This is a genomic window from Methylobacterium isbiliense (assembly GCF_022179325.1).
GTDB lineage: Bacteria > Pseudomonadota > Alphaproteobacteria > Rhizobiales > Beijerinckiaceae > Methylobacterium > Methylobacterium isbiliense.
Genome location: NZ_BPQQ01000075.1, coordinates 43011 through 66588 on the forward strand (window position 1 = coordinate 43011; position 23578 = coordinate 66588).

18 protein-coding genes, 1 tRNA gene and 4 pseudogenes are annotated in these 23578 nt (G+C 70.5%); 10 read left to right on the forward strand and 13 right to left on the reverse strand.

The window, feature by feature from the left end; all coding sequences use genetic code 11:
- Nucleotides 1-129: 129 nt before the first annotated feature.
- The 8 genes from MFF61_RS27085 to MFF61_RS27120 form a co-directional block, all read right to left on the reverse strand.
- Nucleotides 130-978 carry a ParA family protein gene (locus MFF61_RS27085; RefSeq protein ID WP_238240805.1) on the reverse strand — a complete coding sequence of 283 codons (849 nt, stop codon included), beginning with the start codon at nucleotides 976-978 and terminating at the stop codon, nucleotides 130-132.
- Entirely contained in the window at nucleotides 975-1613 is a 639-nt protein-coding gene (gene rsmG / locus MFF61_RS27090) for a 16S rRNA (guanine(527)-N(7))-methyltransferase RsmG (RefSeq protein ID WP_238240806.1), read from the reverse strand. The genes MFF61_RS27085 and rsmG overlap by 4 nt, the downstream gene beginning before the upstream one ends.
- A gap of 71 nt (nucleotides 1614-1684) precedes the next feature.
- A complete protein-coding gene (gene mnmG, locus MFF61_RS27095) occupies nucleotides 1685-3565 on the reverse strand; it encodes a tRNA uridine-5-carboxymethylaminomethyl(34) synthesis enzyme MnmG (protein ID WP_238240822.1) in 1881 nt (626 codons plus the stop codon).
- 87 nt (nucleotides 3566-3652) lie between these two features.
- Complete coding sequence (gene mnmE / locus MFF61_RS27100) at nucleotides 3653-4957, reverse strand: tRNA uridine-5-carboxymethylaminomethyl(34) synthesis GTPase MnmE (RefSeq protein ID WP_238240807.1); 1305 nt, start codon at nucleotides 4955-4957, stop codon at nucleotides 3653-3655.
- Between the two features lie 120 nt (nucleotides 4958-5077).
- Nucleotides 5078-6388 carry a transcription termination factor Rho gene (gene rho, locus MFF61_RS27105; RefSeq protein ID WP_238240808.1) on the reverse strand — a complete coding sequence of 437 codons (1311 nt, stop codon included), beginning with the start codon at nucleotides 6386-6388 and terminating at the stop codon, nucleotides 5078-5080.
- Nucleotides 6389-6733: 345 nt separating this feature from the next.
- Nucleotides 6734-7309, reverse strand: coding sequence for a Smr/MutS family protein (locus tag MFF61_RS27110; RefSeq protein WP_238240809.1), 576 nt, complete (start codon nucleotides 7307-7309; stop codon nucleotides 6734-6736).
- On the reverse strand, nucleotides 7306-8523 hold the full coding sequence (gene mltA / locus MFF61_RS27115) for a murein transglycosylase A (protein WP_238240810.1): 1218 nt from the start codon (nucleotides 8521-8523) through the stop codon (nucleotides 7306-7308). Before mltA ends, MFF61_RS27110 begins: the two co-directional genes overlap by 4 nt.
- Before the next feature lie 21 nt (nucleotides 8524-8544).
- Nucleotides 8545-9270 carry a Tim44/TimA family putative adaptor protein gene (locus tag MFF61_RS27120; RefSeq protein ID WP_238240823.1) on the reverse strand — a complete coding sequence of 242 codons (726 nt, stop codon included), beginning with the start codon at nucleotides 9268-9270 and terminating at the stop codon, nucleotides 8545-8547.
- Between the two features lie 357 nt (nucleotides 9271-9627).
- Here MFF61_RS27120 and secB point away from each other — a divergent pair, with 357 nt between their 5' ends.
- Nucleotides 9628-10134, forward strand: coding sequence for a protein-export chaperone SecB (gene secB / locus MFF61_RS27125; RefSeq protein ID WP_238240811.1), 507 nt, complete (start codon nucleotides 9628-9630; stop codon nucleotides 10132-10134).
- 64 nt (nucleotides 10135-10198) lie between these two features.
- Here secB and MFF61_RS27130 read toward each other — a convergent pair whose 3' ends face one another.
- Nucleotides 10199-10471 (reverse strand): hypothetical protein, encoded by a 273-nt coding sequence (locus tag MFF61_RS27130; RefSeq protein WP_238240812.1) that lies wholly within the window; start codon nucleotides 10469-10471, stop codon nucleotides 10199-10201.
- Nucleotides 10472-10809: 338 nt separating this feature from the next.
- A pseudogene (locus MFF61_RS27135) lies at nucleotides 10810-11040 on the reverse strand (polysaccharide deacetylase family protein); the annotation flags it as partial.
- A gap of 156 nt (nucleotides 11041-11196) precedes the next feature.
- Here MFF61_RS27135 and MFF61_RS27140 point away from each other — a divergent pair.
- A tRNA-Ser gene (locus MFF61_RS27140) sits at nucleotides 11197-11288 on the forward strand.
- Between the two features lie 281 nt (nucleotides 11289-11569).
- Here MFF61_RS27140 and MFF61_RS27145 read toward each other — a convergent pair.
- Nucleotides 11570-11833 (reverse strand): annotated as a pseudogene (locus tag MFF61_RS27145) (hypothetical protein); the annotation flags it as partial.
- A gap of 66 nt (nucleotides 11834-11899) precedes the next feature.
- Here MFF61_RS27145 and MFF61_RS27150 point away from each other — a divergent pair.
- The 6 genes and pseudogenes from MFF61_RS27150 to MFF61_RS27175 form a co-directional block, all read left to right on the forward strand.
- A pseudogene (locus MFF61_RS27150) lies at nucleotides 11900-12170 on the forward strand (IS110 family transposase); the annotation flags it as partial.
- 114 nt (nucleotides 12171-12284) lie between these two features.
- A complete protein-coding gene (locus MFF61_RS33940; protein WP_283206044.1) occupies nucleotides 12285-12860 on the forward strand; it encodes a M23 family metallopeptidase in 576 nt (191 codons plus the stop codon).
- 87 nt (nucleotides 12861-12947) lie between these two features.
- Nucleotides 12948-13122, forward strand: a pseudogene (locus tag MFF61_RS27160) (IS3 family transposase); the annotation flags it as partial.
- A gap of 370 nt (nucleotides 13123-13492) precedes the next feature.
- Nucleotides 13493-16861 (forward strand): S8 family serine peptidase, encoded by a 3369-nt coding sequence (locus MFF61_RS27165; protein ID WP_238240813.1) that lies wholly within the window; start codon nucleotides 13493-13495, stop codon nucleotides 16859-16861.
- A 278-nt stretch (nucleotides 16862-17139) separates the two neighbouring features.
- Complete coding sequence (locus MFF61_RS27170; RefSeq protein ID WP_238240814.1) at nucleotides 17140-18525, forward strand: MBL fold metallo-hydrolase; 1386 nt, start codon at nucleotides 17140-17142, stop codon at nucleotides 18523-18525.
- Nucleotides 18522-19313 carry an FAD-dependent monooxygenase gene (locus MFF61_RS27175; RefSeq protein ID WP_238240815.1) on the forward strand — a complete coding sequence of 264 codons (792 nt, stop codon included), beginning with the start codon at nucleotides 18522-18524 and terminating at the stop codon, nucleotides 19311-19313. Before MFF61_RS27170 ends, MFF61_RS27175 begins: the two co-directional genes overlap by 4 nt.
- A 79-nt stretch (nucleotides 19314-19392) precedes the next feature.
- On the opposite strand, the gene MFF61_RS27180 is transcribed toward MFF61_RS27175, so the two are convergent.
- Nucleotides 19393-19914, reverse strand: coding sequence for a hypothetical protein (locus MFF61_RS27180; RefSeq protein ID WP_238240816.1), 522 nt, complete (start codon nucleotides 19912-19914; stop codon nucleotides 19393-19395).
- A 94-nt stretch (nucleotides 19915-20008) separates the two neighbouring features.
- Nucleotides 20009-20506 (reverse strand): Hsp20 family protein, encoded by a 498-nt coding sequence (locus MFF61_RS27185; RefSeq protein ID WP_238240825.1) that lies wholly within the window; start codon nucleotides 20504-20506, stop codon nucleotides 20009-20011.
- A 680-nt stretch (nucleotides 20507-21186) separates the two neighbouring features.
- On the opposite strand from MFF61_RS27185, the gene MFF61_RS27190 reads away from it, so the two are divergent.
- Both MFF61_RS27190 and MFF61_RS27195 read left to right on the forward strand, forming a co-directional pair.
- The gene (locus tag MFF61_RS27190; RefSeq protein ID WP_238240817.1) at nucleotides 21187-21711 is read left to right on the forward strand and encodes a MarR family winged helix-turn-helix transcriptional regulator; all 525 of its coding nucleotides are present in this window, start codon (nucleotides 21187-21189) and stop codon (nucleotides 21709-21711) included.
- Nucleotides 21708-23405, forward strand: coding sequence for an FAD-dependent monooxygenase (locus tag MFF61_RS27195; RefSeq protein WP_238240818.1), 1698 nt, complete (start codon nucleotides 21708-21710; stop codon nucleotides 23403-23405). The genes MFF61_RS27190 and MFF61_RS27195 overlap by 4 nt, the downstream gene beginning before the upstream one ends.
- The last annotated feature ends 173 nt before the right edge of the window (nucleotides 23406-23578 follow it).

The window sequence follows — 23578 nt, forward strand, 5'->3', positions numbered from 1 at the left end:
TGATCCTCGTCTCGTAATCGCGCCGGCAGAACTAAGCAGACTTGCGTTGGCAAGCCAACGCTTCGTCCGCTTAGGTTCTTGTTTCTTCGCAGATTTCGCAAAACCGGCGACCACTTTTGCGAAATCTGCTTAGGCCGCAGCGGGTAGGCGCCCCTCGCGCTGGATGATCTCGGAGGCGAGGCGCAGATAGGCTTGGGAGCCGGCGCATTTCAGGTCGTAGAGCAGAACCGGCTTGCCGTGCGACGGCGCCTCGGAGACGCGGACGTTGCGCGGGATCATGGTCTCGTACACCTTGTCGCCCATGAACTCGCGTACGTCGGCGACCACCTGGGCCGAGAGGTTGTTGCGCGGGTCGAACATCGTCAGGACGATGCCCTGGATGGTGAGGCGCGGGTTGAGCGCCCCCCGGACCTGCTCGACGGTGCGCAGGAGCTGGCTCAGCCCTTCGAGCGCAAAGAACTCGCATTGCAGCGGCACCAGCACGGCGTGCGCCGCCGCGAGCGCATTGATGGTGAGCAGGTTGAGCGAGGGCGGGCAGTCGATCAGCACGTACGAGAAGCGCTCGTCCTCCGGCCGCTCGTCGCTCACCACCGGCTCCAGAACCCGGCGCAGGCGCTGCGCCCGGTCCTGCGCGCTCGCCATCTCCATCTCAAGGCCGAGCAGGTCCATCGTCGAGGGGGCGACGGAGAGGCGCGGCACCGCGGTGGCCTGGACGGCCTGCATCAACGGGACCTCGCCCGCCAGGACGTCGTAGGTGGAGAGGCGGCGCTGGCGGCGGTCGATGCCGAGTCCGGTCGAGGCATTGCCCTGCGGATCGAGATCGATGATCAGCACCTGTTCGCCGATGGCGGCGAGGGCCGTGCCGAGATTGATGGCGGTCGTCGTCTTGCCGACGCCGCCCTTCTGGTTGGCGAGCGCGATGATGCGAAGAGGGCGAGGGGAGGGACCCGCCTTCACCTCGGTTCGGTCCGCATTCATGAAAGTGGGCCGCTCAAGCTGGAGATGCGGAGGATACCGGCGGCGGAATCGGTCCGGCTCGGGATCACGTCGGCCTCGAATGTCCACGTTTCCCGGGCGGCGGTCAATTCGGCGGCAGCCTCCCGACCCTTCGGAAACAGGCCGGTGACACCGTTTTTCAACAATGGTGCCGTCCAGGACAACAACTGGGGAAGGGGAGCGAGCGCGCGGGCGCAGACCACCTCGGCCTGCGTGAACGTCGCGACGACGGCCTCGATCCGGGCCACGTGGATGCGGGCCGGCGCGCCGGTGAGGCGGGCCGTCTCCTGCAGGAAGGCGCCCTTGCGGCCGTTGCTCTCGACGAGGTCGACATGGAAGCCGGGGCGCTCCCTTCCCGCGATGGCGAGGATCAGGCCCGGGATGCCGGCACCACTGCCGAGGTCGAGCCAGCGCGTGGCGGCGGGAGCGGCGTCGAGGAGTTGGAGCGAGTCGGCGATGTGGCGGTTCCAGACCTCGGGCAGAGTCCCGGGACCGACGAGGTTCTTCACAGTCTGCCAACGCGTGAGCTGGGCGACGTACAGATCGAGCCGCGCGGCTGTTTCACGTGAAACACCGGCTTGCGCCAGGACGGCGTCGCGGTCTCGGAGGAAGGGCATCGGCTCTCGTCGTCAGGCAAGGGAACGGGGTCGGTGCCGGCACACGCGTGTCTGGCAGAGGCTCGGCCGGCTCACCCGGCTACGGGGTTGGTCTCGCCGCGCCGGGCATGGGCCGCGAGCAGGGTCAGGGCGGCTGGTGTCACCCCCTCGATGCGGGCGGCCTGGCCCAGGGTGAGCGGACGCACGCCTTCGAGCTTGGCCCGCATCTCGTTCGAGAGCCCGGGGATGCGCCCATAATCGAGGGAGGCGGGCAGGCGGATCGCCTCATCCTTGCGGAAGGCGGCGATGTCGGCTTGCTGCCGGTCGAGATACACGGCGTAGGTGGCGTCGGTGCACAGGCGGTCCGCGAGGGCGGGCGGCATCGCGCGCAGCTCCGGCCAGATCGCCGCCAGCCGGTCCCAGGTGATCTCCGGATAGGAGAGGAGCTGAAAGGCGGTGCGCCGGACACCGTCCCGGTTGATGCCGAGGGAATGACGGGCGGCTTCGGTCGGTGTCAGGCTCAACGCATCGAGGCGGGCGCGCACGGCCGCGAGAGCGGCTTGCTGAGCGGCGTAGTGCCGGGCGCGTTCTGGCGAGACGCAGCCGAGGGCGAGCCCGCGCGGGGTCAGACGCTCGTCGGCATTGTCGACCCGCAGGCTCAGGCGGTACTCGGAGCGGGAGGTGAACATGCGGTACGGCTCGCTCACCCCGTGGGTGACGAGATCGTCGATCATCACGCCGATGTAGGATTCCGCGCGATCGAACACCGCCGGAACCTGCCCGCCTGCGGCCCGGGCAGCGTTGATCCCGGCGACGATCCCCTGGCCCGCTGCCTCCTCGTAGCCGGTGGTGCCGTTGATCTGCCCGGCCAGGAACAGGCCTTGGATCCGGCGGGTCTGCAGGGTCGGATCGAGTTCGCGGGGATCGACGTAATCGTACTCGATGGCGTAGCCAGGCCGCAGCATCACGGCGCGCTCGCAGCCCGGGATCAGGGCGAGAAGCCCCCGTTGCACCTCTTCGGGCAGGGAGGTCGAGATGCCGTTCGGGTAGACCGTCGGGTCGTCGAGACCTTCGGGTTCCAGGAAGATCTGGTGACCATCGCGGTCGCCGAATCGCACGACCTTATCCTCGATGGAGGGGCAGTAGCGCGGCCCGCGGCTGGTGATGCCGCCGGAATACATCGGCGAGCGGTGCAGGTTGGCGCGGATGAGATCGTGCCCGGCCGTGGTGGTGCGGGTCACCCCGCAGGTGATCTGGGGCGTGGTGATCCGCCGCGTGAGCGTCGAGAACGGTACCGGATCGTCGTCCGCGGCCTGCATCTCGATCGTCTGCCAGTCGATGCTGCGCCCGTCGAGGCGCGGCGGTGTTCCCGTTTTGAGGCGGCCGAGTGCGAAGCCGTGGCGGTCGAGGGTGTGGGCGAGCCCGATCGCCGGGCCTTCGCCCACGCGGCCCGCCGGAACGCTGCGCTCGCCGATATGGATGAGGCCGCGCAGGAAGGTGCCGGTGGTGAGGACCACGGCGGCGCAGGAGAGCGTGCGCCGGTCCGCCAGCGTCACACCGGTGATCCGGCCGCCTTGCAGGGTCAAGTCGTGGACCTCGCCCTCCACGATGGTGAGGGTCTCGGTCGCCGCCAGGGCGGTCTGCATCGCCCGGGCGTAGAGCTTGCGGTCGGCCTGGGTGCGGGGCCCGCGCACCGCCGGTCCCTTGCGGCGGTTGAGGAGGCGGAACTGGATGCCAGCCCGGTCGGCGATGTGCCCCATCAGCCCGTCGAGGGCGTCGACCTCGCGCACGAGATGGCCCTTGCCGAGGCCGCCGATCGCCGGGTTGCACGACATTGCGCCGAGCGTGTCACGGCGGTGGGTGACGAGGGCGGTGCGTGCGCCGATGCGGGCCGCGGCGGCTGCGGCCTCGGCGCCGGCATGGCCGCCGCCGACGACGATGACGTCGAAGCGGGAAGGGGCGGGAGGGTGCATGCGGCTGATGTGGACCGGCCGGTGCGGCGCGTCAACGCGCACGATGTTTTCACGTGAAACGCCCCGGTTCGCCGCATCGGCTGCCCGTCATTTGCCAATGCAAAAACTCGCGAACAGCCGGTCCAGCATCTCCTCGACGCCAACGCGGCCGGCCACCTCGCCCAGTGCCCTGACGGCGAGGCGGAGATCCTCGGCGACGAGTTCCGGCGGCATGGTCGCCGCTCCGGCAGCGGCCCGGTCGAGATGTTCGACGCAGCGCTCCAAGGCGAGGCGCTGGCGCTCGCGGGTGACCACCGCATCGCCCTCGCCGAGGGCATTCGCGGCCGCTTCCTGGAGGGCATCGAGGAGCCGGTCGAGACCCGCGCCCGTGAGGGCCGAAATGGCGAGGGCCCCGCCGGACGCCGCCGCGACGAGGTCCGCCTTGGTGCGCACCACCAGCGTATGCGAGTGGGGCCTCTCGATGGGGTCGCCCGGACCGGCGAGCCACAGCACCAGATCGGCACTCTCCATGCGCCGTCGGGTCCGGGCGACGCCTTCGGCTTCGATCACGTCGCTGCTCTCGCGCAGGCCCGCGGTGTCCACCAGCACCACCGGCAACCCGCCGAGATCGCAGCGCACCTCGATGGCATCGCGGGTGGTCCCGGGAATCGCCGAGACGATCGCGGCATCGCGGCGGGCCAGTGCGTTGAGCAGCGTGGACTTGCCGGCATTGGGCGGCCCGGCCAGCACCACCGTGTAACCGTCGCGCAGGCGCTCGCCCCGACGTCCGTCGGCGAGGGCCGCCCGGATCCCGTTGCGCACCCGCACGACGACCGCGAGGCTTGCCTGCGGCAGCGCGTCGGCATCGACGTCGCCCTCGTCCGAGAAGTCCAGCGCCGCCTCGGTCGCCGCGAGCGCATCGAGCAGGCTCGTGCGCCAAGCCTCCACGTGGCGGCCGAGCGCACCGTCGAGCTGGCGCATCGCCTGGCGCCGCTGGGCCTCGGTCTCCGCGTCGATCAGGTCCGCCAAGCCCTCGACGGCCGTGAGGTCCATGCGGCCGTTGAGGAAGGCCCGGCGGGTGAAGGCACCCGGTTCGGCCGGGACGAGGCCGGGCAGCCGCCCGAGCGCCCGCAGCACCGCGGCGCGCACCGCCACACCGCCGTGCAGGTGCAGCTCCACGACATCCTCGCCCGTGAAGGTCCCGGGGCCGGGCAGCCACGCGACGAGGGCCTGATCGAGGGGCGCCCCGGTCTGCGGATCGTGCAGGATCCGGAGCGACAGGCGGCGCGGCGGGGGAGGGGGCGCGTGGTGGCTCAGGCGCTCCAGCGCGGCGCGGGCCTGCGGTCCGCTGATGCGCACCACCGCCACCGCGGCCCGGCCGAAGCCCGATGCAGGCGCGAAGATCGTCTCCATGCGGGTCCGAGGGGCGTCACGCCCTGCATCCCGGCGGCGCCGCTGTGCGGCTCGCCTGCCGGGACATTCTTGTATTTGCCGGCAAAGAAAAAGGCGCCCCGGAGGGCGCCTCACGTCCCGTCAGGTGTTCATCGAGTCGAAGAAGTCGGCGTTGCTCTTGGTCTGCCGCAGCTTGTCGAGCAGGAACTCGATCGCGTCGGTGACGCCCATCGGGTTGAGGATGCGGCGCAGCACGTAGGTCTTCTTGAGCATGTCCGGCGGCACCAGCAGCTCCTCCTTGCGGGTGCCGGAGCGGGTGATGTCGATGGCCGGGAAGGTGCGCTTGTCGGCGACCTTGCGGTCCAGGATGATCTCGGAGTTGCCGGTGCCCTTGAACTCCTCGAAGATCACCTCGTCCATGCGCGAGCCGGTGTCGATCAGCGCGGTCGCGATGATGGAGAGGGAGCCGCCCTCCTCGATGTTGCGGGCCGCACCGAAGAACCGCTTCGGGCGCTGCAGCGCGTTGGCATCCACGCCGCCGGTCAGCACCTTGCCCGAGGAGGGCACCACAGTGTTGTAGGCGCGGCCGAGCCGGGTGATCGAGTCGAGCAGGATCACCACGTCGCGCCCGTGCTCGACGAGGCGCTTGGCCTTCTCGATCACCATCTCGGCCACCTGGACGTGGCGGGTCGCCGGCTCGTCGAAGGTGGAGGCGATGACCTCGCCCTTCACGGAGCGCTGCATGTCCGTGACCTCCTCGGGCCGCTCGTCGATGAGCAGGACGATGAGGTAGCACTCGGGATGGTTCAGGGTGATCGACTGGGCGATGTTCTGCATCAGCACCGTCTTGCCGGTGCGGGGCGGCGCCACGATCAGGGCGCGCTGTCCCTTGCCGATCGGCGAGACGATGTCGATGATCCGGGGCGAGAAGTCCTTGCGGGTCGGTTCGCTGAGTTCGAGCTTGAAGCGCTGCGTCGGGAACAGCGGCGTCAGGTTGTCGAAGTGGACCTTGTGCTTGATCTTGTCCGGATTCTCGAAGTTGATGGTGTTGACCTTCAGGAGCGCGAAGTAGCGCTCGCCCTCCTTCGGTCCGCGGATCGGCCCCTCGACCGTGTCGCCGGTGCGCAGGCCGAAGCGGCGGATCTGCGTCGGCGAGACGTAGATGTCGTCGGGCCCGGGCAGATAGTTCGAGTCGGACGAGCGCAGGAAGCCAAACCCGTCCTGCAGCACCTCCACCGTGCCGGCGCCGATGATCTCGACGTCCTTGGCAGCGAGCTGCTTCAGGATCGCGAACATCAGCTCCTGCTTGCGCATGGTCGAGGCGTTCTCGACCTCGACTTCCTCGGCGAAGGCAATCAGTTCGGTGGGGGTCTTGGACTTGAGATCCTGAAGCTTCACCTCCCGCATCGGGGGTGTGAAGGTCTCGATCGGTGCGAGGGTATCTTCGATCATCGGAATTCGCTGTGAGAGCGGTGCGGGGAGAGAGTCGTGTCGGGAAGCGCCTCGGCCGTGGGGCGGCCTGGAGAGGAGAAAGGCGGGTGCCGAACCGGAAAGCCGGCCGCGGATCGTCGCCTGCTTGTCCCGGGAGGTCGCGAGGGTCGAACCGGGGGGCTCGGAAGCGACGTGACCTGACTTTGGGGAGGGAGACCCTTACATAGATGCTTCTTGGGATGAACTCAAGACCCCCGAACGCGAATGCCGGTCCCAGCACCCCGGCACGCCGTCAGTATCGGGCGGCTCGCGCGCCGGTCGCATTAACATTCGGCGCTCGGATCCTGTTTTCGCGCGGCGGCGCCCTTAAGGGCCGCGCCGCCGCAGACGCACGTAGAGGGCGCCGCTGCCGCCGTGGTGAAGGGCGGCCTCCTCGAAGCCGAGCACGAGCGGACGCAGATCGGGCAGGCGCAGCCAGTGGGGCACGCTGCGGCGCAGGACGCCGCGCTCGGCGAAGGTATCGTCCCCGGCGCCGCCCTTGCCGGTGACGACGAGCACCAGCGCGTGCCCGGCGCTCCGGGAGCGGTGCAGGAAGCCGATCAGTGCCGCATGGGCCTCCGCCTGCCGCAGGCCGTGCAGGTCGATCACCGCGTCCACCGTGCGCGATCCGCGGCGCAGGGCGGTGCGCACGCGCCGCTCCATCGGGGCGAGCGGCGGCAGCGCCGGCCTCACCGGCACCGTCGCGCGAGGCGCCGCGATGGGCCTGGATGCGGGAGGGGAGGGGGGCGGGGAGGGCGGCTCCGCCGCGGCGGGCGCCTGCGCGGGCGCCGGTTCGGGCTCGGGCCGGCCCGGCAGCGGCGTGACGAGGCGGGCGATCTCGGCCCAGAGACGGCGCTCCTCCGCCGTGAGGCGGCGCTCCCGCGGGCGGCGCGGCGCGGTCACCGGGCGGGGTCCGGCTGCGGGGCCGCCGAGGCGCCGGCGGCCGATCGGGGCAGCAGCACCGTGAAGCGGGCGGCGTCCCGCAGCAGCCCCGCCACGACGCCGGCTTCGGGGCCGGTGCCGAGATAGAGATCGCCCCGGGCCGGACCCACGATGGCCGAGCCGGTATCCTGCGCGATCACGAGGCGGGCCAGCGGCACCGTGCCCCCGTCCGGCGTCGGCAGGCGGCCTTCGAGCCAGAAGGGCAGGCCGTAGCGCCACAGCGCGGCGTCCACCGCGAGGCTGCGGCCCGGGGTGAGCGGCACGCCGCCGCCGCCGAGGGGACCGGGGGCGCCGGCCTGCGGCTCCTCCAGGCGGAAGAAGACGTAGGAGGCGTTGCGGCGGATCAGCTCGCGGGCGATGCGGGGATTGGCGCGCAGCCAGCCGGTCCAGCGCGCCAGCGTCAGGCCCTCCAGCGGCAGGTGGCCCCCGGCCACGATCAGCCGGGCCACCGAGGTGTAGGGCTGGCCGTTGCGCCCGTCATAGGCGAGGCGCACCACGCGCCCGTCCGGCAGCCGCACCCGTCCCGACCCCTGCACCTGCAGCACCAGCAGATCGACCGCGTCGCGCAGCCACAGGACGGGCCTGGCTTGGCTGCCGAGCGCCCCGTCCTCGATCGCCGCCCGGTCCGGATAGGGCACGAGTCCGCCCTCCGTCCGGCGGGCGGCGCGCAGGGACGGATCGAGCCCCGGAGGGGTCTGGCCCGGCTCGAACGAGACGAGGTCGCCGGGCCGGGCGAGGGCCGGCACGGGAAAGTCGGGGGAGGCCGCGAGCGCGCCCTGCAGCTCCGGCTCGAAATATCCGGTGAGGAAGCCGGCCCGGCGCTCCGGCGGGGCCTCGCGGGCGGGCCGGGTGACCCGGTAGGCGTCGAAATGGGTGGAGAAGAAGCGGCCCGCCGCGGCCGGATCGTCGGGCACGGCCGCACAGGCCGCCGCGAGGTCCTGGCCCGGCGCGCCGGGCGTGGCCTCGGCGGGGACGGGCCGGGGCGGCTGGGCGCAGGAGGCCCGGAAGGCGGCGAGCGCCGCCCCGAGGTCATCCTCGGCGAAGCCCGCGAGCGCGGCGATCGCCACCGGCTCCAGCACCGCCTCGCCGAGGCGCAGCGTCTCGGCGCGGGCGGGCAGCGCGAGCAGGAGCAGAAGGCCGGCGCAGGCCGGGAGCGGACCGGATTGCGGCGGCATGCGCGCGAACCCGGCCGGCGGCTATTGTCCGGCTTCAGTCGCGACCAGCTGCCAGTTCGGGTCGCGGCTGCCGAGGGTGCGGGCGAAGGTCCACACGTCGGTCACGTCCACCACGGTCTCCGGGCTGCCGTCCACCACCGCGCCCTGGGCATTGCGCGTCGCTGTGATCAGCTTGGAGAGGAAGCGCACGGTGATCTGGGCGACGCGGTTGCGCACGTCGACGCCGACGATCTCCGCCCGGTCGATCGACACGAAAGTGGTCTCGACGGTCTGCCCGGCGCGCTCGCGGCTCTGGATCGCCCGCTCGAACCCCTCCGCCACCTCGCGCGAGAGCAGGCTCTTGAGGGTGCGGCGGTCGCCCTTGGCAAAGGCCATCACGATGGTCTCGTAGGCCACCTTGGCGCCGTCCGCGAAGGCGCGGGGGTCGAAGGCCGGCTCCAGCTGGAGCACCTGATCGAGGCCGCGGGCCGCGGGCGAGTTCGGCTCCACCACGCCCTTCCAGTTGCGCGCCACCGTCGCGGTGGCGGGCGCGGCGGCGGCCCGGTCGGGCCCCGCACCCGGCAGCCGCACCACGTTGTCCCCCCCGTCGCGGGGGGCCGCCGGCGGCTCCTCGCGGCGGCGGACCAGCGGGTTGAAGGGCGGCCGCTCGTTGCCGGTCTTCTGGCCGAGCACCGAGCGCAGCTTCCAGATCACGAAGACCGCAAGCCCGAGAAAGATGAGGGTCGTAAGGTCGAGGGAGTCCTGCATCATCGATCCGATCGTGGCGGCCGCCGCGCGCCGCCCGGGCCTGAACGCCGTGTGCAGTCGGCTTTGGCATCGGCACCCCCGGAAGGCAAGCCGCGAGCCGATCCACGGCCCTGCGGCATGCCGCAACGGGTCCCTCTCCATATGGGGGGGCGCCCCCCGGGCTTCCAGGCGGCCCGCGCGGGCCGGGCCGTCGGCCGCACCGTGCCGCTGGGGAAGGGCAAACCGCAGGATGGCCGGGCCTCAGCTTGTTCGCGCGCAGCCGGCATGATAGCGCCAACCGCGCCGCCGCGCGCGCCGCTTTTCGCGCCAGCGCGGCGCCAAGCCTTGGCTCACACGACTCTCGAAGGAACCTCCACCATGGCCGATTCCCCGGTCCCGAACGGCAACGGTGGCGCCGCGGCGCAGCCCGACGACCTCACGCCCGCTCTCAACGCGCTGGCGCAGTACGCCAAGGATCTCTCCTTCGAGAACCCGAACGCGCCGCGCTCGCTGCAGCCGCAGCAGGGCCAGGGCCCGCAGATCAACATCCAGGTGAACGTCAACGCCCGCCAGCTCGCGGAGGCCGATTTCGAGGTCGACCTGCGCCTGGAGGGCGACGCCAAGATCGGCGCCGAGGTGCTGTTCGCCTTCGAGCTGACCTATGCGGGCATCTTCCGCCTGCGCAACATCCCGCAGGATCAGATCCACCCGGCGGTGATGATCGAGTGCCCGCGCCTGCTGTTCCCGTTCGCCCGGCAGATCATCGCGGACGCGGTGCGCAACGGCGGCTTCCCGCCCCTCTACATCGACCCGATCGACTTCGTCGGGCTCTACCGCCAGAAGGCCGCCGAGGCCCAGGCGCAGGCCGGCCAGCCCTTCGCCTGAGCGGCGGAACGACCGTCCGCCGCCCCAGCGCGGCGGGCCGAGGCCGGAGCCCGGATGCGGCCGCTCAGGCCGCCTTGCGCCTCGACCGGGGCTTCTTCTCCGGCGGCGGCGCCACGGGCGGGGGAGGGGAATCGTGTCCGGTCCGGGCCTCGCGCACGATCATCTCGACGAGGCTCTGCGGCAGGCGGACGAAGTGGCCGGTGCCGTGGCCGGAGCGGTCGAGAATCTCGGCGAAGACCGGGCGGTGCGGCTCGTGGCCGGCCGCGTGGAGCGCGCAGGGCCGGCGCGGCAGCGCGCTGAGCTTCGTGGCGAGTTCCTTCGGCACCCAGGCGTTCACCTCAGCGTCCCTCCGCGGTCACGGTCCCGAGGCATCTAGACAGGTTTCGTTAACGACGCCTTCCGGGCTCCTGGCCGCCCTTCCGGCCGCGCGGCGAGGTGGAGCGGCAGGGGGATCCGGTGCGGCACGCCCTGGACCACCACCGGCGTCGCGACGCCTTCCTTCCACCGCGACGAGGCCCTTCAGCCACAGGATGCGCTTCCCGTGCCGGTGGAGCAGCATCAAGCGCCAGAGTCCGAACCGGATCCCGTCGACCGGGCCGCTCTCCCGGAGGATGGCGGCGATGCCGGCATGGGCCGGCCAGGGGCGTGGGCTCCGCCTCGGCCCGGAAGCGCGCCGTAGCCGTGCATGCCGATCCCGTGCCCGGCGGCCACCGCCTTCATCTCCTCGGGAAAGGTCTCGATCGCGTGGCCGGGGATGAGCCACGTGGTCCCCATCTCCCAGCGCTCGACCATCCGCAGCAGGGGCGGCCTGGCGGCCTTGCCCGCGAAGACGCCCCGCGAGATGCCGCATGGGCTGTCCTCGCCGCCGCAGGAGCCGAGGCAGCCCGCCACCGCGTCGACGTCCACCCGTCGGACGCGACGATCTCCGTGGGGCCCTGCTCGGATCTCCCGCGCCGGACCGCGCCCGCCATCGGCGTCCCGCGCGCCCGCGCGGTCAACCCGGCCCGCCGCGGCAAATCCGGGTTGACCGAATCCCGCCGATTCCCTAGAGCGGACCGACCCGGAGACGTGGCCGAGCGGCTGAAGGCACTCGTTTGCTAAATGAGCAAGCCTCGAAAGGGGCTTCGAGGGTTCGAATCCCTCCGTCTCCGCCATTCCTTTTCCCCCATTGAAGTAGCTGTTTTCACATACTGTTTTCGTTCGCCATCCGGTCATTTGTTCCCGGTTTGTCCTTGCGGAGCCAATCCTGCCGACGGAGCAGGTCCGGGCGCGGGGACAAGGGCTATCTGCCGTTTGAGCCGCGGCCGCTCGGTGCCCTCTTCCTTCGAGGCTCCGCGAAGCGTCCAGCGGTCTGGGTCGGGCGAGGCTCAGATGATCCGCGCTGTGGGCCATGTCCGTCTCCGCCAGAAGACGCACAGGCCAACCTCATGTCGCCTCAGCGGGACGCCTCCCCCGAGTCTCGCAGCCGGAAACGGTAGCAGGCGGCCAGGGCTGGCTTCTGCACCTGGGCCTGCACCTGGGTAGAGGAGCACGCTTCGGCCTCGGCAGGAGGCACGGTGCCGATCGGCGCGGGCAGGCGACGGTGGTCGTACCGGTCGACCCACCCCCGGGTGACGTACCCGACCGCCTCGAAGGTGCGCCACGGCCCGCGCCGATGGATCACCTCCGCCTCGAACAGGCCGTGGATCGTCTCCGCCATGCGTCATGGGATGACCGCCTTCCTCTCCCCGCCCAAGTCGGGCGAGACTGAGAGGAGAGAAGAGCCATGCCGATGCCCGCCATCGATCGGCCAAGCCGTCGTTTCACGTTCACGGCGCCGATGCCGACGGTCAGGTGATCTCCCGGCGCGTGGGGCGCAGCCAACGTCCGGCGCTGGTGGCCAGCCGCCCGCCCCGACGGTGATCGCCATGGAGGCTTGCGCGACGGCCCATCATTGGGCGCGAGCGTTCCACGCGGCCGGGCACGAGGTTCGGCCGATCAACCCGCGCTTCGGCAAGCCATGCGTGCGCGTCTCGAAGAACGGTGCCGTCGACGCCGGTTCGCCACACAAGATCGTGCCCGAGGCGTGGTGTAGCTTTGCCGCTGTGATCACCGCGATCTCAGCCACAGCCGGATCTGGTCAGGCCGACACGCCGGTCCGTCCGGGCGCGATGGTCATCCTCGGTCCGTTCACCGATGCCGTGTATCCGACCCAGATCGACGCGGCACCGGTCCTCGGGCTGGCCGGGGAGCAGCGCGGCTTCTACGGCGGGAACCGGTGGCGCCCTGCCTGGAGCGCTTACCGGCATCCGCGCGGGGGAGGCAACGCGCACGGGGGCGTCGACATCTACGCCCCCCGGGGCACCCGGATCGTGGCCATGGTGGACGGCGACGTCACGCAGATTTCGGCGGCAGACAACAACGGCATGGGGAATCGCGTCCACCTCGCCTTCAGCGCCTTTGGGGTGCGCTACAAGTTCGTGGTCGGGCACCTCGACCGCTTCGAGGGCGGCCCGATGACGGTCGCCAAGGGCACCGTCATCGGGTACGCGGGATGCACCGGCAACGCCGCGAGCGGCCAGCCCTGCCTCGCCCCGAACAGCTGCGGCACGTATTCCACGCACATCCACCTGCAACTGCATCGCATCGCCGACAACCGCCTCCTCGATCCGCTTCGGGCCCTGGGCTGGACGCTGCGCTACCATGACAACACCCGTGACGTGCCGTGCTCGAGCGTGGTCGGCTAGTTCCTGAGTACAGGCAAGGGTCCGACGGCATACACGCAAGCATACGAGAGTGATGGACTCAGACCGGGCTTGTTCGGCCGTGCGCCAAAGTCGAGCATCCGCGACCGCTCGACCAAGCCCGATCAGGCCCCATTGCGGATGCGCATCTGCGATCCGGCCAAGAGCCAAGTGCGGAACGGCTATTTCCGGATCTCCCTTCTCCTGCGCCGCGAGAGCTGCCGGTCAACCACAAGAGGGTCTTCGGCTCTACAGGGATGAAGGCCGCCGAAAGTGACAAACCTCATCTTTCGTCTGTATGGTCAGGTTCTCGGAGGATCTCCGTGATGACGACGAAGCGCTTCTTGGTCAAGCTCGGCCGCCAGCCGGATCCGGCGTTCGCCGCCGTCCAGCCCACCCTGGCCGGTGCGAACCTGAGGCTCAAGCCCCTGTTCGAGGCGCCGGGATCGGCTGGGATGCCAACGCCGGACGGTCCGTCCCTGGCGGCGGCCGCTCCGCGCCGGGGCGCGTGGTTCTTGGCCGAGCCCCTCGATCACACGGACACCTTCACGATGCAGGCGGAGCTCGCCGGGCAATCCTCCTGGGATCTCGCGCATGCCTTGAGCCGGGAGCTCGCCGGACGCGGCATCACGGACGTGCTGGCGGTCGAGCCTGACCTGGAACAGGTTTGGGTCTTCGAGGACCCGAACCGCCCGCCCCAAGCCCCTTTTGCGGCAGAGGCCCGCCCGTGCAATCGGCCGCAGCCCCAGGACGGCGGCCCCCTGCCGCGCGTGGATCGCTTCGCCTGGCATCTCGACGCCGACTACTCCGACTTCAAGGCCGCGCGCGAGGCTGTCGGCAAGAACCCGCGCAACGTGACGATCGCCCATCTCGACACCGGCTATTTCGAAGGCCACCGGCTTCTCCCGGAGCGGCTCGACCGCGAGCGTCAGCGGAATTTCGTTCGCGACGAGCAGCAGGCGGATGCCCGCGATCCCGGCATGGACGGCCTCCTCCAGAATCCCGGCCACGGGATGGGCACGCTCGGCATCCTGGCCGGAGGGCGGCTGGACGGGCTCGAGCCCGTGCCGCTCGGGGGGAGCCCACGAGACATCAACACGGGCGATTATCTGGGCGCGGCTCCCCAGGCCTCGGTCATCCCGATGCGGATCGCGAACTCGGTCGTGCATTTTTCGACCTCCAGCGTCGCGGAGGCGATCAACGCCGCCCGTGCCTTGAAGGTCGATGTGATCTCGATGAGCATGGGCGGGCTGCCGTCGGCCGCCTGGGCGGACGCCGTCAATGCCGCCTATGAGGCCGGTATCGTGATCGTCTGCGCGGCGGGCAACAATTTCGGGGGCCTGCCGACATCCTCCATCGTTTATCCCGCACGGTTCCAGCGCGTGATCGCGGCTTGCGGGGTGATGGCGAACGACGCCCCCTACTTCAACCTGCCGCCCTTCGTGATGCAGGGCTGCTTCGGGCCCCGCAGCAAGATGGCGACGGCGCTGGCCGCCTATACGCCGAACATCCCGTGGGCGCGCTGGGGCTGCCCTGACACGGTCGATCTCGACGGTGCCGGAACGTCTGCGGCAACGCCTCAGGTGGCCGCGGCGGCGGCGCTTTGGCTCATGCGGCACGAGACGCGCTATCCGGCCGGCTGGATGCGGGTGGCCGCCGTCCGGCGGGCGCTGTTCCAATCGGCCCAGAAGGGCGAGGGTCTGGGGGCGACGGGGAATGCCGTCGACGAGTATTTCGGCCAGGGCATCCTGGCGGCCCGCGCGGCTCTCGACGTCGGCCCTGCCAGCGCGGAGGAGCTCCACGCGTGGTATTCGCCTCCCGACAGCGCCGATTTCAGCCTGCTGAAGCTGCTCACGGGGCTCGGTGCCGCCGAGGAGCCGCGCACCCCGCTGTACGAGCTGGAACTCGCCCAGCTGGCCCTGACGTCGAAAGCGGCGCGCGAGGCGGTGCCGGACCTCGACCCGAGCCGTGGCATCGCGGACCGGGACCGCGCCCGCCTCCTCGCTGCGCTCCTGGACGAAGGCCGCACGTCGCGGGCGTTGCGCCGCCGCCTGGAGAGCGCGCTCGGACGCTCCACGAGCCGTGCGGCGCCGATGCCTCCCCCGCCGCAGGTCGCGGCGCAGGGCGTCGCCCGGACGCCGCCGCCCCCTGTTGAACGGCGCATCGTCCGTCCGCCGCCCAAGCACCGGCGCCTGCAGATCTTCGCCATGGATCCAGGCGCCTCGACCAAGCTCGCGACCGCGTTCCTCAACCGCACCGTGGTCCGGATCCCCTGGGAAGTGAGCGCCGGGTCGGCCGAACTTCTACAGCCGGGTCCTGTCGGCGAATACCTCGAAGTCGTCGACATCGACCCGGCGAGCGGACGGCTCTACGAGCCCGTCGATCTCAACGATCCCTTCCTGCTGGCCCAGGATGGGCACGCTCCGTCCGTCGGGAACCCGCAATTCCATCAGCAGATGGTCTACGCGGTGGCCATGAAGACCATCGAGCATTTCGAAACCGCTCTCGGGCGCCTCGTTCTCTGGGCGCCGAAACACATTCGAACCCAGGCTCAGGCGAGCCCTGCCGTCGGGCGACGGTCCGACGTGGTCGTCTCGGAGCGCCTGACGGAACTCTACGTCAGGCGCTTGCGCATCTATCCGCACGCGTTGCGCCAGGCGAATGCCTTCTACAGCCCCGACAAGGTCGCCCTCCTGTTCGGCTATTTCCCGGATGCGCGCAGCGAAGCGGGCGCCGATGGCGGCGCCCGCATCGTCTTTACCTGTCTCTCCCACGACATCGTCGCCCACGAGGTGACCCACGCCATCCTGGACGGGCTGCACCGGCGCTACCAGGAGGACACAAACCCGGACGTGCACGCCTTCCACGAGGCGCTCGCCGACATCGTCGCGATCTTCCAGCACTTTACCTTCCCGGACGTGCTGGCGCACCAAATCCAGCAAAGCCAGGCGGATCTGCGCAAGGGCGAACTTCTGATGAGCCTCGCCCAGGAGTTCGGTCAGGCCATCGGCTATTCCCGGGCGCTGCGGAGCGCGATCGGTGACCCTAAGAAGACGTTGGCGACGGCGCACGAGCCTCACGAGCGCGGTTCGGTGCTGGTGGCCGCCATCTTCGATGCATTCTTGGCCGTCTACCGCCGACGCATCGACGACTTGTTGCGCATCGCCACCAGCGGAACCGGCGTGCTGGCGCCCGGGGCCTTGCACCCGGACCTCGTCAAGCGCCTCGCCGACGAGGCGGCCGGCACGGCCTCCGACATCCTGACGATCTGCATCAGGGCGCTGGATTATTGCCCCCCGGTCGACATCACCTTCGGGGATTACCTGCGGGCGCTCATCACGGCCGACAGCGACCTTGTCGCGGAGGACCGGCATGGCTACCGGGTGGCCTTCCTGGAGGCGTTCGCCGCGCGCGACATCTATCCCGAGGGCGTGCGCAGTCTGTCGGTCGAGAGCCTGCGCTGGGCAGGCCCCGCCTCACAGCCCGCCGGGATCGGTCCGTTCCTGCGCGGTCTTGCCCTGCAATGGCGGGTCGGCACCGATCGCGAGGAGGCATACCGGGCCGCGAAGGCGAGCGCCAAGGCCCTGCATGTCTGGATTCAAAAGAACATCGGCGCTCAGGTCGCACCGCTGTTTGGCCTCGACTTCTCCGAGCCACGCGTTCCATTCGAGGTGCATTCCGTGCGGCCGGCCCGACGCGTCGCGCGCGACGGCAGCATCAGCAACGATCTGATCGTGACCATCACCCAATCCCGCAACGTGCCGTACGAGCCCGAGGACCCGCACGGCCGGATGTTTCGCTTCCGCGGGGGCTGCACGCTCGTCGTGGATCTCAACAACGACACGGCCCCGATCCGCTACTGCATCACCAAACGGGCGGGCAGCGCGAACCGGGAGACGGCGCAGCGCACCTACCTGTCCCGGCGGGCGAGCCTACGCTCCCTCTATTTCGGCACTGAGGACGAGCAGCGCGAACCGTTCGCGATGATCCATTGCGGGCACTAGCAGGCTTCGATCAGATTGAACCGTGAAGCCTGCTCTCGGTATTTGATTCTGCCGCATTTTCCACGACGAACGGGCATCAACTTCGTCGGAAAATGCTATAGGGGGGACCCCTGATGGCACGAACACCCAGGACACGCCGCACCGCAGCCGGCAAGCCCGCGGATGAAGCCCGCGGCCGCGTTCCACGCAAGGCAGCACCGAAGGCAACAGGGGCTGCGACCAGCTCGAAGAGGCCCGCCCGCAGGCGGGACCAGCATCGGGATGGGATCACGATCCGGATGTACCGCCAGGGCCTGGGCGATTGCCTGCTCGTTCGCATTCCGGGCCAGGGGCGTCCGTTCTGGATGCTCGTCGATTGCGGGCTGATTCTCGGTACCCAGAACGCCGCAGCGAAGATCAAGGAGATCCTTGCCGACGTCACCGCCGTCACGGGCGGCCGCCTCGACGTGCTCGTCGTCACGCATGAACACTGGGACCATGTCTCCGGCTTTGTTCTGGCCGAAGCCGAGTTCAAGGCGCTCGCCATCGATGCGGTGTGGATGGCCTGGACTGAGGACCCGAAGGATAAACTTGCCACGCAGTTGCGAGAGGAACGCGAGGAGAAGCTCAGGAAACTCGCGGCGTTCGCCGGCAATCTGAGCGCACGAGGGCTTGCCGGCGAGCCCGTCGTCCAGGGCCTGTCGTCAGTGCTCGACTTCTTCAACATGGGTTTCGGTGCGGCCGGCGCCAGCACCAAGGACGCGCTCGTCAAGGCGCGCGAATGTCTGCGAGGCGAGAAGCCCGTCTACTGGCGTCCGACCGATCCGCCGCTCGTGCCGCCGCGGGCACCGTGCGTGCGCATCTACGCTCTCGGGCCACCCCAGGACGAGAAGGCAATCAAGAAGACGTTCGCCAAGAGCGAAGTCTACCATCTTGGCGGGACGGGGAATCCGCTCTTTCAGGCTGACAAGCGCGCCATGGACCCCACCGGACCGTGGGATGCCTTCTGCCCCTTCGACCAAGACGTCGGGGTGATGCTGCAGCCCCTGCTCGACCGGCCGCAGCCCTCGACCGTTGCGCCCGATCCCGACCCCCTCCGCGACTTCCTGGAGCGCCACTACCTCGACGCCGACCCGAGCCTCGACACAGCCAGAGGCTGGCGGCGGATCGACACCGCCTGGCTTGGCCCGGCCGCCGACTTTGCGCTCGCCCTCGACAGCGCGACGAACAACACGAGTCTGGTGCTCGCCCTTGAACTCGTCGAGAGCGGCAAGGTCATCCTGCTTGCGGGCGATGCTCAGGTGGGGAACTGGCTGAGCTGGCACGAACGGACGTGGCCCATCGAGGGCCGGACGGTCACAGGACCGGAGCTCATGGCCCGCACGGTGTTCTACAAGGTCGGGCATCATGGCAGCCACAATGCGACGCTGCAGGCGAAGGGTCTCGAGCTGATGACCTCCGGCGATCTCGTGGCCTTTATCCCCGTCGACGAGGCCATGGCGCGGCAGAAGGGTTGGAACCAGATGCCTCTGCCCTCTCTCGTGAAGGCCTTGAAGGCGCAGACACAAAACCGCGTGCTGCAGGCCGACAGGGACTTCGAGGCCAGCAGCAATCCCGAGAGCCAGGCCTTCGCGCGGAGCCTGGTGCAAACCCCGCTGTACTTCGAGTATACTATTCAAATGTGAGCCGGGACGGCGGTGTCGGGCGCGACGTGCGGTTCGACGCCCTGATCGTGGCCGAGGGGGTCGGCTCGGCCACGCGCGACCTCCTCTTCCCCGGCGAGAACAGCCCACGGTGGCTGGACGTGATGCTGGCGTACTGGACGATCCCGCGGGTCTCGACCGACGACCGCCTGTGGCGCTGGTACCATGCGACGGGCGGGCGCAGCGTCTCGTTGCGGCCCGACAGCCAGGGCACCACCCGTGCCATGCTCGGCATCCGCAAGCCGCCGGAGGGGGAGCACACCTGGGGCGGCGAGCGACAGAAGGCGTTCCTGCACGACCGGTTCCGTGATGCCGGCTGGGAGGCGCCGCGCGTGCTCGCCGGCCTCGCATCGGCCGACGACTTCTACTTCGACGTGTTGCGGCAGGTTCGCATGCCGCGCTGGTCCAAGGGACGCGTAGCCCTGACGGGCGACGCGGCATGGTGCGTGACGCCGCTGGGCGGCATCGGGGCCACGCTGGCGGTCACCGGGGGCTACGTCCTGGCGCAGGAGCTGGCGCGCTGCACCACCATCCCGGAAGCCTTCGCGGCCTACGAGCGCGCCATGAGGCCGATGGTCGGGCAGGCGCAGGGCATCCCGAAGCTCGTGCCGGCGCTGATGAGCCCGGAGACACGCACGGGCATCACGGTGCTGCACGCGGCCCTGAAGGTCGCCAGCTGGCCGCCGCTGGCGGCCCGCGCGGCCAAGCTCCTGGTGCGGTCGCCCAGAGAGCCCGACCTGATGCGCTATTGCGGCGGTCCCACCGGTTAGGCCGTCGCCGCGAGAGAGAGGCCGCCCCGTCGTTCGTGGCGGAGGCGGCGGGTTGCCCCTGCCGGCCTCCGCCGTGCGCTCACGCCGCCGCGAAATGCAGCTCCACCGGGGGCCATCGGGTGCCGATGGGGCGGAAGAGCGCCGTGCTGCCGGACGGCATCCGCGGACGTGGCATCGCCACGGCGGGGCACGGTGGCGGATCGTCGTCGTCGTCCCTCCGGCGGGAGCGAACGTACCGGTGCAGGTTCGCGGGGCGGCGCGGTCGCTTGCGCGGCGGCTCGTTCTTCATCGGAGGGGCCGCTTCCCGGTCGAGCTCGGCCAGCGTCGCCAGCACGGCGTCCACCGACACCGGCTCGGCCCTGGAGCCGGTCAGGCAGCGCAGGCCCGGCGCGTTCTCAAGGGCGCAGGCGTCCGACGCCCAGGAGGCCAGGATCGCGCGCTTGTCCGCGCCGGACAGGTGCGGGTGCGCCAGAACCTCGCGCGGGTGGCGGAACACGTCGCCAGGGGCGACCAGCGCCTGCCACGCCTCGAAGGCGGCGGGCTGCAGGCCGGGCGGGTTCGTCGGGCCGACATGGGTGAGATGCGTCTCCGTCGTCGACATGGATCATCCTCCCTGATGGTGCGTGGCGTTGCACGAAAAGGGTCCCGGGGGCGCCGGCCCCCGGGGTGGGTTCGTCGTCGGGCTGAAGGCGGGATCAGGCGGCTCTGACGCGATCCTCGGCGACGCGGTTCTCAACCTGAGCGAGCGCGTTGTCCTGCCCGATGGCGGTCCGCGTACCACCGATGGCGATCCGCCGCGGCTTGAGCGCCTCCGGCACCTCGCGCTTGAGGTCGACGGCGAGCAACCCGTTCTCAAGGCTGGCGCCCGTGACCTTGACGTGGTCGGCGAGGCTGAAGGACTGACGGAAGGCGCGCGCGGCGATGCCCCGGTGCAGGTACTCGCGCTCGCCGTCCTTGTCCTTCTTCTGGCCGGTGACGAGCAGCGTGGTGTCGTGCTGGGTCAGCTCGATCTCGTCCTGCGAGAAGCCGGCCACCGCCATGGTGATGCGGTAGGCGTCGTCGGCGACTTTCTCGATGTCGTAGGGCGGCCACTGCGTCGAGGGTTCGACGCGGGCGGCCTGATCGAGCATCGAGAACAGGCGGTCGAAGCCGACGGTGGAACGGTAAAGCGGCGCGAAGTCGTAGGTCCTCATGACCACATCCTCCTGGGAGCAACGTGATGGCGAGGGCCGCCGAACACCCGGTCCGGCGCCCAACAGCGAGCCCGATCGGGCCTCGCGCGCGTGAAACGCATTGCGCCGCCATAAGTTCCGCATCCGCTCCGAAATTTTTTCCGACGCTTCGGCAGGGTGGTCCGCGTCCGGATGAGCCTCGGCGTTCACGCGCGCGAACAGCTCGTCGATGCCGAACACGGCCCCGGTCGTGCCCCAGAACGCGCGGCAGAGCCCATCGAGCTTGGCGAAGCGCCCCTCCGGCGACCAGGCCCGGAGACCGACGCCGCCCCGGTGGATGGTGTCGCTGAAGTTCGCGAGCCTCCATGTCTCGCCGGCCGCCGCTCCGCCTCCAGCATCGCCACGCGGGTTTCGAGCTCCCGCTCGCGCCGGCACAGCTTGCTCCGTCGGGCCCCTGTCATGGGCACGCGTGACCCCGGCCGCTGCACGGGCCGGTCGACGGTGGAAGGGGCGATGCGACGCGAAGGCGCAGCGGCCGGGTAGCCGCCCGGGGCCGCCGAGCCTGCGAGGGCGAGGAAGCGGGCTCGGCCGGCACGAGGCCGCGCGGTGAGGGCATTGGAACTGGTTGCGGCGAACGCCGTTCCTATCTCGAACGACAGCGAGCTGTCATTATGGCAGCAAGTTACCCAGTCGGAGTCGCCATGAGTGCCACGATGGGAGAGGCTTCGGCGGACACGCTCCGGGCGCGCAACGCTTGGTCGGGCCTCGTCATCGAGGTCTTTCGCCTCAACGGCGACCTGATCGAGGCGGGCGACGCCCTCGTTCGCGACCTGGGCCTGACCAGCGCCCGCTGGCAGGTGCTGGGCGCCATTGCCCTCGCACCGGCGCCGCTCCCCGTCGCCCACATCGCCCGCAACATGGGCCTCGCCCGCCAGTCGGTGCAGCGCGTCGTCGACGACATGCGCTCGGACGGGTTGGTGCGGCTCGAACCCAATCCCCATCACCGCCGCGCACCGCTCGTCGCCATGACCCCGCGCGGCGAAGCCGCCTACAGGCAGGCCATCGCGCGCAAGGATCTCTGGGCCGACGTGCTCACCGAAGGCCTGTCACCGGAGGCCATCGAGGCCGCCGGCACCTTGCTGCGCACGCTCCAGCAGCGGATCGGCGCTTCCCACGGGCACATCGCAACCATCGCCGCCTCGACACGAACGGAGACGCAAGGATGAATCGCGCCACTGCGACGCAGGGCTACGATGCCGACGTGATCGTCGTCGGTGCCGGGCCCATCGGCCTGACCACGGGCAACGCCCTGCGCCACCACGGCGTCTCGTGCCTGCTCCTGGAGCGGCGCACCGACGTCAAGGAATATTCGCGCGCCAACAACCTCTGGGCCCGCCCGCAGGAACTGCTCGCCGGCATCGGCCTGCGGGACATCCTCGCCGAGAACGCCTACGCCATCGACACCATCAACTTCTTCGTCAACGGCACGCCGACGACGCCCATCTCCATTGCGGACGTCGCCAGCCCCTACCCGAAGGTCCTCTACAGCGGGCAGGACGTCATCGAGCGGACCCTGGCGGCCGCGTTCGAGGCGCGCGGCGGCCGGCTGGACCGGGGCTGCACCGTGGTCGGCGTCGAGCAGGACGACGAGGGCGTCACCGTGGTGCTCCGGCGGGGCGAGGACGCGCCGGAGGAGCGGCGGCGCTGCCGCTACCTCGTGGCCGCCGACGGCGCCAAGAGCACGGTCCGGCCGCTGCTGGGCCTGGACTTCGAGCCGGAGAGATTCGAGGGCTGCATGAACCGCCAGGCCGACGCCAAGCTGTCCTGGCGCCGCTCGCGGGAGCCCGACCGGCTCTGGTTCTTCTACTACGAGCGGGGTTTCGCCGGCATCCTGCCGGTCTGGGGCGGCTACCACCGTCTGTTCTTCCTGGCCGACGACACGGGCGTACCCGACCGCGACCCGACGCTCGACGAGATCCAGGCGGTCGCGCGCGAGGTCACGGGCGACGAGACCCTCACCCTGTCGGACCCGCAGTGGCTCACCCACAGCCGCTTCCAGTACGGGGTCTCGCCCGGCTACGCGCGGGGGCGCGTCCTTCTGGCGGGCGATGCCGGGCACCTGTCGCTGCCCATCGGCGGGCAAGGGATGAATGCCGGCCTGCACGACGCGGTCGAGATCGCGTGGCGACTCGCCATGACCCTGCGGGGCGAGGCGGCGCCAGTCATCCTCGACTCCTACGACGGCGAGCGGGGCGGCGAGCACGCCCGGCTGAGCGCGCAGCAGGCGCGCGGGTTCCGATGGACCGTCTACCGCGGCCCGGTCACCGATACGGTTCTGGGGCTGGCCGCCAAGGCGCTGCCGAACCTCGGCTCGCTGCTGCAGGGGACGGACGACATGCAGCAGATGGGCGTGGCCTACCCGAAGAGCGCTCTGAACGAGGACCGCCTGTCCGGATTGGCCGACCTTCTGAGGTCGGGACCGAAGCCGGGCGAGCGTGCGCCCGACGCCGAGGTGATGCATCGCGGCGAGACCGCGAGCCTGTTCCCGTTCCTTACCAATCCGGACGGCTGCACCACGGGCTGGGCGCTGCTGTGCTTCGACGGGCGGTCCACGGACGCGGGCGCCTCGCTGCTCGACGCCGTCGAAGCGGTCGCGCCGTGGCCCTGGGTGAGGCCTCGCCTCGTTCTGGCAGGTCCCATGGTTGATGGCGCAGACGTCCCCGTTCTCTCGGACCTCGACGGCAGGGCGCACGGGGCCTACGGGCTGGAGGGCCGACCGGCGCTGGTGCTGGTTCGTCCGGACGGCCACATCGCCTTCCGCGGCGATGCCGACCGGACCGACCGGCTGGAATCCTATTGCCGGAAGGTTTTCGGTGCGAGGGCCGCCGGGTCGCCGAACGACCTCGCGGCCGCCCATTGAGCGGATCCGCGGCGCGTGTGAACCGCCCCGGGATTCCAGGACGGCAGGGCGCCGGTACGAGCCATCGCTGCGATCCTCCCTGGACGCAACGGTCCGCTCGGGCGGATTCCAGCCGGTCGGTCCGGTCGGCATCGCCGCGGAAGGCGATGTGGCCGTCCGGACGAACCAGCACC